The 13,162-nt window shown below is 67.5% G+C and carries 17 protein-coding genes; 14 read left to right on the top strand and 3 right to left on the bottom strand.

The features are described from left to right. The first annotated feature begins 1 nt into the window (after nucleotide 1). From QTI05_RS01530 to QTI05_RS01465, 14 genes are all read left to right on the top strand, one after another. Complete coding sequence (locus QTI05_RS01530) at nucleotides 2–436, top strand: DoxX family protein (RefSeq protein WP_286622648.1); 435 nt, start codon at nucleotides 2–4, stop codon at nucleotides 434–436. A gap of 25 nt (nucleotides 437–461) precedes the next feature. Further along, the gene (locus tag QTI05_RS01525) at nucleotides 462–614 is read left to right on the top strand and encodes a hypothetical protein (protein ID WP_286542473.1); all 153 of its coding nucleotides are present in this window, start codon (nucleotides 462–464) and stop codon (nucleotides 612–614) included. Beyond that, complete coding sequence (locus QTI05_RS01520; RefSeq protein ID WP_286622647.1) at nucleotides 614–817, top strand: hypothetical protein; 204 nt, start codon at nucleotides 614–616, stop codon at nucleotides 815–817. The genes QTI05_RS01525 and QTI05_RS01520 overlap by 1 nt, the downstream gene beginning before the upstream one ends. After that, nucleotides 814–1,767 (top strand): aliphatic sulfonate ABC transporter substrate-binding protein, encoded by a 954-nt coding sequence (locus tag QTI05_RS01515; RefSeq protein ID WP_444812855.1) that lies wholly within the window; start codon nucleotides 814–816, stop codon nucleotides 1,765–1,767. Before QTI05_RS01520 ends, QTI05_RS01515 begins: the two co-directional genes overlap by 4 nt. Before the next feature lie 115 nt (nucleotides 1,768–1,882). After that, on the top strand, nucleotides 1,883–2,362 hold the full coding sequence (locus QTI05_RS01510) for a rhodanese-like domain-containing protein (RefSeq protein ID WP_286542476.1): 480 nt from the start codon (nucleotides 1,883–1,885) through the stop codon (nucleotides 2,360–2,362). Nucleotides 2,363–2,392: 30 nt separating this feature from the next. Continuing rightward, complete coding sequence (gene epsC, locus QTI05_RS01505; RefSeq protein WP_286622645.1) at nucleotides 2,393–3,325, top strand: serine O-acetyltransferase EpsC; 933 nt, start codon at nucleotides 2,393–2,395, stop codon at nucleotides 3,323–3,325. Continuing rightward, nucleotides 3,322–3,591, top strand: coding sequence for a helix-turn-helix domain-containing protein (locus QTI05_RS01500; protein WP_286542478.1), 270 nt, complete (start codon nucleotides 3,322–3,324; stop codon nucleotides 3,589–3,591). The genes epsC and QTI05_RS01500 overlap by 4 nt, the downstream gene beginning before the upstream one ends. 70 nt (nucleotides 3,592–3,661) lie before the next feature. Beyond that, a complete protein-coding gene (locus tag QTI05_RS01495) occupies nucleotides 3,662–4,594 on the top strand; it encodes a family 2A encapsulin nanocompartment shell protein (protein WP_286542479.1) in 933 nt (310 codons plus the stop codon). An 83-nt stretch (nucleotides 4,595–4,677) separates the two neighbouring features. Next, nucleotides 4,678–6,585, top strand: coding sequence for a family 2A encapsulin nanocompartment cargo protein cysteine desulfurase (locus QTI05_RS01490; protein ID WP_444812882.1), 1,908 nt, complete (start codon nucleotides 4,678–4,680; stop codon nucleotides 6,583–6,585). Between the two features lie 133 nt (nucleotides 6,586–6,718). Beyond that, a complete protein-coding gene (locus QTI05_RS01485; protein ID WP_286622643.1) occupies nucleotides 6,719–7,603 on the top strand; it encodes a TauD/TfdA dioxygenase family protein in 885 nt (294 codons plus the stop codon). Nucleotide 7,604: 1 nt separating this feature from the next. After that, on the top strand, nucleotides 7,605–8,615 hold the full coding sequence (locus QTI05_RS01480; protein WP_286622642.1) for an ABC transporter substrate-binding protein: 1,011 nt from the start codon (nucleotides 7,605–7,607) through the stop codon (nucleotides 8,613–8,615). Continuing rightward, nucleotides 8,615–9,412, top strand: a complete 798-nt coding sequence (locus tag QTI05_RS01475) for an ABC transporter ATP-binding protein (protein WP_286622641.1) — start codon at nucleotides 8,615–8,617, stop codon at nucleotides 9,410–9,412. The genes QTI05_RS01480 and QTI05_RS01475 overlap by 1 nt, the downstream gene beginning before the upstream one ends. After that, nucleotides 9,409–10,281: an ABC transporter permease gene (locus QTI05_RS01470; RefSeq protein ID WP_286622640.1), complete on the top strand. Its 873-nt coding sequence runs from the start codon at nucleotides 9,409–9,411 to the stop codon at nucleotides 10,279–10,281. The genes QTI05_RS01475 and QTI05_RS01470 overlap by 4 nt, the downstream gene beginning before the upstream one ends. After that, the gene (locus QTI05_RS01465) at nucleotides 10,263–11,378 is read left to right on the top strand and encodes an extracellular catalytic domain type 1 short-chain-length polyhydroxyalkanoate depolymerase (RefSeq protein ID WP_353505938.1); all 1,116 of its coding nucleotides are present in this window, start codon (nucleotides 10,263–10,265) and stop codon (nucleotides 11,376–11,378) included. Before QTI05_RS01470 ends, QTI05_RS01465 begins: the two co-directional genes overlap by 19 nt. Nucleotides 11,379–11,502: 124 nt before the next feature. On the opposite strand, the gene QTI05_RS01460 is transcribed toward QTI05_RS01465, so the two are convergent. From QTI05_RS01460 to QTI05_RS01450, 3 genes are all read right to left on the bottom strand, one after another. After that, a complete protein-coding gene (locus QTI05_RS01460) occupies nucleotides 11,503–12,027 on the bottom strand; it encodes a hypothetical protein (protein WP_286622638.1) in 525 nt (174 codons plus the stop codon). A gap of 153 nt (nucleotides 12,028–12,180) precedes the next feature. Further along, nucleotides 12,181–12,813, bottom strand: a complete 633-nt coding sequence (locus tag QTI05_RS01455) for a L,D-transpeptidase (RefSeq protein WP_286622637.1) — start codon at nucleotides 12,811–12,813, stop codon at nucleotides 12,181–12,183. Nucleotides 12,814–12,870: 57 nt separating this feature from the next. Then, nucleotides 12,871–13,140 carry a proteophosphoglycan ppg4 gene (locus QTI05_RS01450; RefSeq protein ID WP_286542494.1) on the bottom strand — a complete coding sequence of 90 codons (270 nt, stop codon included), beginning with the start codon at nucleotides 13,138–13,140 and terminating at the stop codon, nucleotides 12,871–12,873. Nucleotides 13,141–13,162 lie beyond the last annotated feature (22 nt).

Raw genomic sequence — 13,162 nt, 5'->3', positions numbered from 1 at the left:
CATGTCGCTTCGCAATCCTGAAATCCTGGCGCCACGCGTGCTGTCCGTGCTGCGCATCGTCTCCGCCTTCCTGCTGATCCAGCATGGATCGGCGAAGCTGCTCGGCTTTCCTCACGTGGCCTATTTCGACAACCTCCAGCTCGTGTCGCTGCTCGGCGTGGCCGGCGTGCTGGAACTGGTCGGGGGCGTGCTGCTGTTGATCGGGCTCTTCACGCGTCCAACCGCATTCGTTCTGTCCGGCTTGCTGGCGTTCGCCTATTTCCTCGGCCACGCGACCAAGGGCTACGTGCTGGCGCCGTCATTGAATCAGGGCGAAGCGGCGGTGCTCTTCTCCTTCGTGTTCCTGTACATCGCTGCGGCCGGCGCCGGCCCCTGGAGTGTCGATGCGCGCCGCGCAAAGGGTGCTGCTTCGGCGCCCCTGCCTGCGGCGGCGTGAGCCGGCGGCGCGCGTGGAATTCCATATGTTGCCCGTTCCCACTGAAGACTTCGAGCTCGATCCGCCGGGTGGCTCCATCTGGCAGGCACTGCGCGACCTCGCGCTCAGTGCGCTCGTGGTGTGCGCCGTTGCGCTGATCATCAGCTTCCTTACCGCGACCTCGGCCGGAGGCGCGTGATGACCCACACCGCCGAACTGACGCCTGCCGAGCAGGCCCGCCGCGTGGTCGTTCGAACCGCGTCGGTCTGGCGCATCGCGCCAGCCTCGCCGCGCGAAGTGGCACGCCGTGCGCCGCACGGCCATGTGCCGGCCCGGATCATGCGGCGCATCCGCGCAGCCGCGGCGGCGGCCAGCCGGCCGGCGCTCGCGCATTCCTGGTGAATCCGTTGCACAACATCTCCCGGCGTGCGGCAGTGGTCGCACTGGCTGCCTTCGCCGGCACCGCCGCGCTGGCGCAGGGCAACCCGATCGTGCGCATCGGCTATCAGAAATCGTCGACGCTGATCGCGGTGCTGAAGGCGCAGGGCGTGCTCGAACGCGAGCTCGCGCCGCTTGGCGTCAGGGTGAGCTGGCACGAGTTCACGAGTGGCCTGCCGTTGCTCGAAGCGCTGAACCTCGACAACCTCGACTTCAGCGCCGACGTGGCCGACACCGTGCCGGTGTTCGCGCAGGCGGCCGGTGCGCAATTGACCTTCGTGGCGCAGGAGGCGCCTTCGCCGACCGCGCAGGCGATCGTTGTGCGAGCCGACTCGCCGGTCAGAACCCTGGGTGATCTCAAAGGCAAAAAGATCGGCGTCGCCAAGGGCTCCGGAGGCCACTATCTCTTGCTTGCCGCACTCGACAAGGCGGGCATCTCCCTGAAGGAGATCGAGGCTGCTTACCTGACGCCGGCCGACGGCCGTGCTGCGTTCGAAAAGGGAGCGATCGACGCCTGGGTGACCTGGGATCCGTTCCTTGCAGCAGCGCAGCGCCAGTCCGGCGTGCGCGTGCTCGCGGATGGCACCGGCATCGCGTCCTACCAGCGCTACTACCTGGCTTCCACCAAGTTCGCACAGGCCCGGCCCGATGTGCTGCGCGTGATCTACGCCGCGCTCGACAAGGCGGGCAAATGGGTCAAGCGCAATCCCAGGGAGGCCGCGGAACTGCTGGCACCGGTGTGGGGGCTGGACGTCGCCACCATCGAGCAGGCCAACGCGCGGCGCAGCTACGAAGTCCGTCCGGTCGTGACGGCGGGCCTCGGCGAGCAGCAGCGCATTGCCGACGCGTTCTTTGCCGAGAAGCTGTTGCCGCGCAGGGTCGAGACGCTCCCGGTGCCGCTCTTCCATAGATGAGATGGTTGTTAGGAATCGACTTTTGAGTCGTTTGCGTTGGCTGGGGTCCGACCTAAAGTGGTCTATCGCCATCAGGGCGAGATGAGCAACCCCTCAAACACCACGGAGCATTTTCATGTCATCGGACGTCGAAACCCTCGCACTGCCGGCAGCGCTGGAGCAAGCCCAGGCCGCAGCGCAACAGCAGAACCTGCCTTTTGCCGGCGGCGTCGCGCCGCCGGTCGCCTGGCAACTCGTGCAGCGGCGCGAAGCGGTGTTGGTCGACGTGCGCTCGGGCGAGGAGCGCAAGTTCGTGGGGCACGTGCCCGACAGCCTGCACGTGCCATGGGCGACCGGCACCGCGCTCACGCGCAACCCGCGTTTCGTGCGTGAACTCGAAGCGAAGCTGGCCAGGGACGGCGGCAAGGACGCGGTGGTTCTGCTGCTGTGCCGCAGCGGCAAGCGCTCGGCGCTCGCCGCCGAGGCCGCGGCGAAGGCCGGCTTCAGCCATGTCTTCAACGTGCTCGAGGGCTTTGAAGGCGAGATCGATGCCGACCAGCACCGTGGTGCGGCCGACGGCTGGCGCTTTCACAAATTGCCCTGGGTTCAGGACTGAATCCGCGACGCGCACCAAGGAGGAAAAACAATGTCCGGATTCGATGTCGACCGCCTGGTCGACGCGCTGCGCAGCGTGCGCGGCGAATGGCGCGATGCGCAAAGGCGTCCGCGCGAGCCTGCCGGCCGCGAGTTCCCGTCGCGCGAGGCACTCGCCGGCGCGATCGAGCAGCTCAAGGGCGCGCTCTTTCCGATGCGGCTCGGCCCGTCCGACCTGCGCCACGATGGTGAGGACTTCTACGTTGCGCACACGCTCGATGCCGCGTTGCACACGCTGCTCGAGCAGGCGCGGCTGGAACTCCACTATGTCGGGCGGCATGCGCCGCGCGCGGCGGCGCAGATCGACGGCCAGGCGCGCGAGGCGGTGCGCGCCTTCGGTGCGGCCTTGCCGGCCATTCGCCGGCTGCTCGACAGCGACGTGATCGCGGCCTACCAGGGCGACCCCGCCGCGCACAGCGTCGACGAGGTGCTGCTGTGCTACCCCGGTGTGCTGGCCATGATCTACCACCGCCTGGCCCATCAGCTCTACCGGCTGCAGTTGCCGCTGCTCGCGCGCATCGTGGCCGAGCTGGCCCATGGACAGACCGGCATCGACATCCATCCCGGCGCGCAGATCGGCAGCGGGTTCTTCATCGATCACGGCACCGGCGTCGTGATCGGCGAAACCGCCGTGATCGGCCAGCGCGTGCGGGTCTACCAGGCGGTGACGCTCGGCGCCAAGCGGTTCCCGGTGGATGGCCATGGCCTGCTTCAGAAGGGTCTGCCACGCCACCCGGTGGTCGAGGACGAAGTCGTGATCTATGCGGGCGCGACGATTCTCGGGCGGGTCACGATCGGGCGCGGCGCGGTCATCGGCGGCAACGTCTGGCTGACCGCCGACGTGCCACCCGGCGCCAGCGTGACGCAGGCCGGGGTGCAGAACGCACCGGCGGCCGGCGAAGTGTTCGCGGCGGCGCTCCAGTGACTGCGCTGGTCGAGCGCTTCGGCGTGGCCGTGCGCCAGCTGAGGGTGCAGAACGGCTGGTCGCAGGGCCAGCTGGCCGAACTCTCGAACCTCGATCGCTCCTATGTCGGCGAGATCGAGCGGGGACGCGTGATCGCCTCGATCGTGACCGTCGAGAAGCTGGCCGCTGCGCTGCAGCTCGACGTGGTGGCCTTGCTCGCGCACTGCGAGCAACTCGGCGAACGGCGCGCCGTACAGCTCATCAGTTTGGCGGCTATAGCCCGTTGAGGGAAAACCCGAAGCCCCCGACACTTTCCCGCAGCAATCTTCTTTCCTTGAACCACGGAGTCTTTCCCCCATGACCGCAACAGTCGGTGGCACCACCGCCCTTGGCGACAACGCCGCACGCCAGCTAGCCAATGCCACCAAGAGCGTTCCCCAGCTCGAAACGATCAGCCCGCGCTGGCTCACGCACCTGTTGCAATGGGTTCCGGTCGAAGCTGGTATCTACCGTCTCAACAAGGTCAGAAATCCCGAGTCGATCCAGGTCGTCTGCACGGCCAAGGAGAGCGAGAACCAGCTGCCGCGCACCTTCGTCGACTACGAAGAGAAGCCGCGCGAGTACAACCTCAACGCCGTGAGCACCGTGCTCGACGTGCACACCCGGATCTCCGATCTCTACAGCAGCCCGCACGACCAGATCAAGGAGCAGCTGCGCCTCACGATCGAGACGATCAAGGAGAACCAGGAGAGCGAACTCATCAACAACCCCGACTACGGGCTGTTGTCACAGGTGACCGATGAGCAGCGCATCTTCCCGTTGACCGGCGCGCCGACGCCCGACGACCTGGACGAACTGTTGACCAAGGTGTGGAAGGAGCCCGCCTTCTTCCTTACGCACCCGCTCGCGATCGCCGCGTTCGGACGCGAAGCCACGCGCCGCGGCACGCCGCCGCCGACCGTGAGCCTGTTCGGCTCGCAGTTCATCACCTGGCGCGGCATTCCGCTGATCCCGTCGAACAAGGTGCCGGTGGCCGACGGCAAGAGCAAGATCCTGCTGCTGCGCGTGGGCGACAAGCGCCAGGGCGTGGTCGGCCTGTTCCAGCCGGGCCTCACGGGTGAACAGAGCCCGGGCCTGTCGGTGCGCTTCATGGGCATCAACAACCATGCGATCGCGTCGTACCTGATCTCGCTGTATTGCTCGGTCGCGGTGCTGACCACCGACGCACTGGCCGTGCTCGACGATGTCGAGATCGGCAAGTACCACGACTACGCCGACACCTACAAGTAAGCCGCGCGGTGAGCACGTCCCTTTCTCCACCCGGCCTGCCGCAGGCGGCCGAGGCGCCGTTCGACCCGGCCGTTCTGGCGCGCATGGCGAGCCAGCTCTTTGCGGCCCTGCCGGGCCAGGCCGTGCCGCCCGGCGTGCAGGCGCCTTCGCAACTCGCGCCGCCTGGCTCGCCACTGGTGAGCCCGGCCGGCTTCGGCCCGAGCGTGCCGGGCACGCCGATCCCGCAAGGGCAGGTGCCGGGCACCAACCTGATTCCCGGCTCTCCCACGCAGGTGCTGTCGCTCGGTAATCGCGCGCCGGCACTGCTGCCGCATGCGGCAGCGGGCAACGGCGCCCCCGATCACCTGCAGAGCGCCTTGCCGGCCTACGAGCCGCGGCTCGGCAGTGCCGTGCTCGGCGTGCCCGAGGCGCACGCAGCAACGCCGGCGCAGGCCAGCGCGCATCCGGCTGCAGGCGCATCGCCGTTCTACTTTCTGGGCGACAGCTACGGCCCGCCGTCGGCCGGCGGCCGCGGCACCGACAGCGCACCGTCCGCATCGCGTATCCACGACGACCTGGCGAGCTATCCGTTCGCGCAAGCCGATGGCGCCGATGTCCGAAGCCTGCTGGCGAAGCAGCCTTCGGAGCCATCGGGCCAGAACACGGCGCCCTCGACCGAGCCAAAGTACTACTTCGTCGATTCGGTGCGCCTGACCAGCGGCTATGTCACGCCCGCCAAGCCTGCGCCGCATGGCGATGTGCCGACGGTGGCCACCGGCCAGCGCCAGCCGTTCGACGTGCATGCCGTGCGCCGCGACTTCCCGATCCTGCAGGAGCGCGTGAACGGCCGGCAACTGGTCTGGTTCGACAACGCCGCCACCACGCACAAGCCGCAGTCGGTGATCGACCGCATCTCGTACTTCTACGAACACGAGAACTCGAACATCCACCGCGCCGCGCACGAACTCGCCGCGCGCGCGACCGATGCCTACGAGGGCGCGCGCGAGCGCGTGCGAAAGTTCATCAACGCGCCCGACGTGAACGAAGTGATCTTCGTGCGCGGCACCACCGAGGCCATCAACCTCGTGGCCAAGAGCTGGGGCGGCCAGCACGTGGGCGAGGGCGATGAAATCATCGTCTCGAACCTCGAGCATCACGCCAACATCGTGCCGTGGCAGCAGCTCGCATCCGCCAAGGGCGCGAAGCTGCGCGTGATCCCGGTCGACGACTCGGGCCAGGTGCTGCTCGACGAATACCGCAAGCTGCTGAACGACCGCACCAAGATCGTGGCCGTTACGCAGGTCTCGAACGCGCTCGGCACCGTGGTGCCGGTGAAGGAGATCGTCGAGCTCGCCCATCGCGCGGGCGCGCTGGCGCTGGTCGATGGTGCGCAGTCGGTCTCGCACATGCGGGTCGACGTGCAGGAGATCGGGGCCGACTTCTTCGTGTTCTCGGGCCACAAGGTGTTCGGCCCGACCGGCATCGGCGTGGTCTGGGGCAAGCGCGAGGTGCTCGAGGACATGCCGCCCTGGCAGGGCGGCGGCAACATGATTGCCGACGTGACCTTCGAGAAGACCGTGTTCCAGCCGATTCCGAACAAGTTCGAGGCCGGCACCGGCAACATCGCGGATGCGGTGGGTCTGGGTGCCGCGATCGACTACGTGAACAAGGTCGGCATCGAGAACATCGCGCGCTACGAACACGAGTTGCTGGTCTACGGCATGCAGCAACTGGGCGCGATCAAGGGCGTGCGGCTGATCGGCACCGCCGCCGACAAGGCGAGCGTGATGTCCTTCGTGCTGGACGGCTACAGCACCGAAGAAGTGGGCCACGCGCTCAATGACGAAGGCATCGCGGTGCGCACAGGACACCACTGCGCGCAGCCGATCCTGCGCCGCTTCGGCGTCGAAACCACGGTGCGGCCGTCACTGGCCTTCTACAACACCTTCGACGAAATCGACCGGCTGGTGGCGGTGGTGCGCAAGCTGGCGGGGCAGCGCCGCGCGGGTTGATCGGCTCCGGGGAGGGGCGGGCGCGCCGCACCTCAGACGATTTGCTCATAAGCAAGCAAGAAATCGGTTGTTCCCGATTGCGAACCCGGCCCCTACAGTGGCCGGTTCGCTGTCACCTGCCACTGGTTTCCTCATGCCGGCCGTCCTGTCGCCTCACGCACCTGCCCAGACTTTCGAGATCCGGCCGCTCGACGCTCCGCTCGGCGCCGAGGTCATCGGCCTCGACATCTCGAAGCCGATCAACGACGCCGATTTCGCGCGCATCCATCGCGCGCACCTCGACCATCACGTGGTCGTGTTCCGCGGCCAGCAGGTGTCGCCCGATGCACACGTCGCCTTCAGCCGGCGCTTCGGCCCGCTCGAGATCCATGTGCTGCACCAGTACCACCTGGCAGGCCATCCCGAGATCCTGATCGTCTCCAACATCAAGGAGAACGGCGAGCCGATCGGCCTTGGCGACGCCGGCGCCTACTGGCACTCGGACATCTCATACAAGCCCAAACCCAGCCTCGGCTCGCTGCTGCACGCGCAGGAGTTGCCCGCCGAGGGCGGCGACACGCTGTTTGCCAACCAGCACCTGGCGTGGGAAGCACTGAGCCTGACGCTGCAACGGCGCATCCTGCCGCTGAAAGCCGAGCACAGCTACCTCGCCAAGTACGAGGAACTGCGGGCAAAGAACCCGTGGCGGCCCAAGCTTTCGCAGGCGCAGGTCGACCAGGTCGCGCCCGCCGTGCAGCCGGTGGTGCGCACGCATCCTGAAACGGGCCGCAAGGCGCTGTTCGTCAGCGAGCATTTCACGACCGGCATCGTCGGCCTGCCGCGGGAGGAGGGTGATGCGCTGCTGGCCGAACTGTTCGCGCACAGCGTGAAGCCCGCGTTCGTCTACCGCCATCGCTGGCAGCCGCACGACCTGGTGTTCTGGGACAACCGTTCGGTGATGCATCTTGCGGCCGGCACGCCCGACCACCTGCGGCGCAAGCTCTACCGAACCACCATCCAGGGCGACACGCCCTTCTGACATGAACCGTTTCACACGCAAAGCCGCCGCACTCGCCGCCGGCCTCGGTCTCGCCGTTGCCAGCCTCGCCGCGCACGCAGAAGGCAAGATCAGCATCGCCCAGCAATTCGGCATCGGCTACCTGCTTCTGGATGTCGTGCGCGACCAGAAATTGATCGAAAAGCACGGCAGGCAGCAGGGCGTCAACATCCAGGTGGAATGGGCCAGCATCTCGGGTGCAACGGCCATGAACGAGGCACTGCTCGCCGGCGCGCTCGACGTGGTGTCGGCCGGCGTGCCGCCGATGCTCACCCTCTGGGATCGCACGCGCGGCAAGCAGAACGTCAAGGCCGTTGCGGCGCTGGGTTCGCTGCCCAACTACCTGCTGTCGAACAGTCCGACCGTCAAGACCATCAAGGACCTGAGCGACAAGGATCGGATCGCCGTGCCGGCCGCGGGCGTCGGCTTCCAGTCGCGCACGCTCCAGATCGAAACGGCACGCGTCTTCGGCAAGGACGAATTCAAGCGTTTCGACAACATCTCGGTGAGCCTGCCGCATCCCGAGGCCACCGCCGCGCTGATCGCCGGCGGCTCCGAGATCAACACGCATTTCTCGAGCGCGCCGTTCTACTACCAGGCCCTGGCCGCCAACAAGAACATTCACAAGCTGATCAGCTCCTACGACATCCTGGGTGGGCCAGCCACCTTCAACGTGCTCTACACGACGCAGAAATTCCACGACGAGAACCCGAAGACCTACAAGGCCTTCTACGGGGCGCTGGTCGAGGCGGCACAGCTCGTCAAGGCCGACAAGGCGAAGGCAGCCGATATCTTCATCCGGGTGCAGAAGTCCAAGTTGCCACCCGACCTGGTGCGCCGGATCGTCGAGGATCCGGAGAACGATTTCACGGTGTCGCCGCACCGCACCTTCGTGTATGCCGACGAGCTCCAGAAGCTGGGTGTCGTCAGAAACAAGGCCGCCTCCTGGAAGGACTATTTCTTCGAAGAAGCGTACGCGCAGCCGGGGTCGTGATGGCCGCCCTCGCGCCTGTCGCCAACGCTGGCGACGGAGCCTTGCTGCAGGTCGATGGCGTCAGCCTCGAATACCGCACACCCGAGCGCGTGGTGCGGGCCACCCACCGCGTGAGCTTCGACCTCCACGAGGCCGATCGCTTCGTGCTGCTCGGCCCTTCCGGCTGCGGCAAGTCGACCCTGCTCAAGGCGATCGGCGGATTCATCGCGCCGGTGGAGGGTGAGATCCGGCTCGACGGCCGCGCCGTTGTTGCGCCAGGGCCCGATCGCATCGTCGTGTTCCAGGAGTTCGACCAGCTTCCGCCGTGGAAGACGGTCCGGCAGAACGTGATGTTCCCGCTGCTGGCGTCGCGCACGCTCGGCCGCAAGGAGGCTGCGGAGCGCGCGATGCACTACCTCGGCAAGGTTGGCCTGGCGCCCTTCGCCGACGTGCATCCGCACCAGCTCTCGGGCGGCATGAAGCAACGCGTGGCGATCGCCCGCGCGCTCGCGATGCAGCCGCGCGTGCTGCTGATGGACGAGCCCTTTGCCGCGCTCGACGCGCTGACGCGCCGCAAGATGCAGGAAGAGCTGCTCGCGCTGTGGGACGAGGTGCGCTTCACGCTGCTCTTCGTCACGCATTCGATCGAAGAGGCGCTCGTGGTCGGCAACCGCATCGCATTGCTGTCGCCGCACCCGGGCCGCATGCGTGCCGAGATCAACAGCCACGGCTTCACGCTCGAAAGCCAGGGCGGCACGGAATTCCAGGCCGCCGCGCAACGCATCCACCGGCTGCTGTTCGACGAGGTGCCCCAATGAGCGCCATCATCGATCCGCCGGTTCGCCCGGAGTACGAGCGCCCGCTCGCGGCGTTCACCGAGGTGCCGGTCGAGCGCGCGCTGCCGCTCGCCACGCGGCTGTGGGCCCAGGGCTGGTTGCGCAAGGGCGTGATCCTGGTCGTCCTCGCCGTTCTCTGGGAGCTGGCCGCGCGCTGGCAGGACAACGACCTGCTGCTGCCGACCTTCCTGGCCACCGCACGCGCGATGGTCGAGGGGCTCGCCAGTGGCGAACTGGTTGAGAAGGTGCGCATCTCGCTGGCCGTGCTGCTGCAGGGCTATGTCGCCGGTGTGCTGCTGGCGTTCGCGCTCACCACGCTGGCGGTGTCGACGCAGATCGGCCGCGACCTGCTGGGCACGCTGACCTCGATGTTCAATCCGCTGCCCGCGATCGCGCTGCTGCCGCTCGCGCTGCTGTGGTTCGGCCTCGGGCGTGGCAGCCTGGTTTTCGTGCTGATGCATTCGGTGCTGTGGCCGCTGGCCCTCAACACCTACGCTGGCTTTCAGGGCGTGCCCGAAACCCTGCGCATGGCCGGCCGCAACTACGGCCTCAAGGGCCTGCGCTACGTGCTGCAGATCCTCGTGCCGGCTGCGCTGCCGGCGATCCTCTCGGGGCTGAAGATCGGCTGGGCCTTCGCCTGGCGCACGCTGATCGCGGCCGAACTCGTGTTCGGCGCCTCGTCGGGCAAGGGCGGCCTCGGCTGGTACATCTTCCAGAACCGCAACGAGCTCTACACCGACCGCGTGTTCGCAGGGCTCGCGATGGTGGTGCTGATCGGCCTGGCGGTCGAGAGCCTGGGCTTCGCCACGCTCGAGCGGCTCACGGTCCGCAGATGGGGGCAGCAGCGCTAGTCGGAAGGCGTGCGCGCTCACGGCACTTCGCGTGTCAGCCGCGGCTCTACAGCGAAATGGGCGGTGCGGCCGGGTTCTGCACCTACTTCAGTGCGCGACCTGAGCTCACCACAGCGCGGTTCGTCGCAAACAGACAGTGCCTGCATGCAAAACTCGTTCCCCTCCCTTCATCCGTTTTCTCCTGGTTACAGGTCGCGTCGGAGGTGGGCGCCTCTTTTTTTGCGCCGCCATCGCAGGGCGCGGGCGCGACCGTTCCCTCCACCCAGAGTGGGCAACGGCATGACGATCACGGCCTGTACGTTCCAACTTCTGCACCGCTTCGCGGGGCGCCGTTGGTCGTGATGCTCCATGGTGCTGGCCAGGATCCGGACGACTTCGCGGTCGGCACCCGGATGAACGCGGCGGCCGAACGGCACGGCTTCATCGTCTTGTATCCCGCGCAATCTGCGCAGGCCAATATGCAGCGGTGCTGGAACTGGTTCGAGCAGGCGCACCAGATGCGCGGCCAGGGCGAACCTGCGCGCATCGCCGACCTGACCTTGCGAATCGTGCGCGAGCACCAGGTGAACCCCGATCGGGTCTACGTCGCAGGCTTGTCGGCCGGTGGTGCGATGGCTGCCCTGCTCGGCGAGCTCTACCCCGACGTGTACGCGGCGGTCGGCGTGCACTCGGGCCTGGCGGCGCGCGCCGGATCGAACCTGTCTTCCGCCCTGGCCGCCATGCGAGGAACCGTCGTGCGGGCCGACACAGCCGCCAGCGGCATGCCGACCATCGTGTTCCACGGCGACAAGGACGCCACGGTCAACCCCGTGAACGGCAGGCACGTCATCGAGGCATCGCTCGGCCTGGATTGCCCCTACGTGTCGGGGGAAAGCACCGGCCCCGACGGGCGGCGCGCTACCTGCCGAACCCATTCCCGTGACGGCTCCGGCGTCTGCGGTAAGCACTGGACGCTGCACGATGCGCAGCACGCGTGGTCGGGCGGAAGCAGTGAAGGATCGTTCGCCGATCCGTTCGGTCCGGATGCGAGCGAGGAAATGCTGCAGTTCTTCTCCGGCCAGCGGCGCAGCGTCCGGCGAACGGAAAACCCATCTTGAATCTCGCGCTCCAGGGCGGCGGCGCCCATGGCGCATTCACCGGAATGCACCATTTGCTCCGTTTCGCCTAAACAAAAACGGCCCTCGCGGGCCGTTTCGTTGTTGCAGAGCGATGGCGCGACGCTTAGCGGCCGTCGCGATCCGAGTCGCCGGGCACGGCGCGCTCCACGGTGTCGCTCAGGCGCTGCCACGCGTCACGCGAGGCGTGCTTGGCGCGCTCCCACTCCAGTGACGAGCGTCCACGGGCTGTTCCCCAATCGCGGCTCAACTCCGGCTCAAGGTCGTCGAAGTTGCGATCGGGGTTGCGCGAAAAGGCGTCGACACCGTAGCGGTACGCCGGGGCATAGTCGTCGTAATTCGACCCTGCATCCACGTACGAACGAGTCGAGTAGTTGTCACGCCAATAGGCATCCTCCGCGACCGGATCGGCCTTGGCCAAGCCGCGGCCGGCCAGTGCCCCAGCCACCGCACCGATAGTGGCGCCGACGGCGGCGCCCACAGGGCCCGTCATTCCCCCAATCGCCGCGCCTGCTGCAGCGCCGCCGGCCACGCCGCCAGCAGCGCCGCCGAGCACCGCGCCAATGCCCGTCGCAGCGGGATGCGAGTCTTCGTTGTTCCCGGGCACACGGGTTTCGTCTCGATCAATCATGGAATGTCTCCTGGTTCGTTGAGGGAAACCAAAGTTGTACCGTGAGCTTCGGGTTCGACAGCGCCGAGGCGCTTGTCGATGTGAAGGTTGCAGGCTGCGGGCCCTGCCAGTGCCGACCTACAGCCGGGCGCCTGCGCGCCGCGTGCGGTGGAGTCAAGGCGTTCCGAGAAAGTCGAAGCGATCGCGCGGGTCGCGCGTTTCGGGCAGCACGTAGACAATGCCACGCGCCTGCCCAAATGCCGGCTGGATGTGCAGGTCATAGAAGGCCGCAGGCACGTTGATGCAGCCGAACGAGATCCGGTTGTCTCGCACGCTGGGCGAGGCGAGGCGCTCTAGCCGGCGCTCGGCGGCGTTCGTTGCGCGCACCCGGTGCATCGAGACCGCAGCCTCGTAGTCGACCCAGACTATGTCCTCGCCGCGCAGGTTGCGACCCGGCTCGGACATGAAACGGCCCGCCGGCGTAGTGCGCTCGCCCGGCTTGATCTCCGACATCTTTCGCTCGCCGATGCCCGGCACCGATTCGTCGCCGATCGCGAGGCCCAGCAATACCGGTGCCGTGCCGCGCAACTCACCCTCCGTACCGAATACCCAGACGCGGGCGTTCACCTTGTCGACGACGGCGAAAGGCAAGCGTTGGTTGTCGCCCGCGCGCACCGCGGCAGCGGCAAAGTGCTGCGCGGCGACGGAAGGCGTGTCTGGGCTGTCCGCCCCGGACGCCCCGTTGGCGCACAGCGCGGCAAGCAGCAGTGCGGCGAGCCGGAGGGCTCCGCGGGTGTGAAACGACATCTCGAATCCTCAGCAAGAGAGACCGGGGGCGGAGCCTCGGCAGGGTGTGCCGCGCGATCAGTTGCGGTCGGCGCGTGCCCGGCGCATCGGCGGCGCTGTTGAATCCATGGGTGCGGGCGCGGGTGCTGCAGCGGGGGCCGGGGCGGCCGTGGGCGCCTGGTTCTGCGGCAGCGTTCCGGTCGTGCCCATGGGGCCACCGGCAGGGCTCTGTTGGCCGGCCGCTGTCGCCGGATTGGGCGAGGCGAGCGTGGGGGGCGTGCCTTGGGCCGAGGCGAGCGTTGCACTGCCGAAAAGCAGTGCCGCGAAAAGCGGTGTCGTGAAGTTCATGAGAGTCTCCTTGGGTCATTGC

The organism is Variovorax fucosicus (assembly GCF_030316825.1).
Classification (GTDB): Bacteria; Pseudomonadota; Gammaproteobacteria; order Burkholderiales; family Burkholderiaceae_C; genus Variovorax; species Variovorax fucosicus.
Note: the sequence above shows the minus strand (reverse complement) of the source record. Positions and strands in the feature narration are given on the sequence as shown.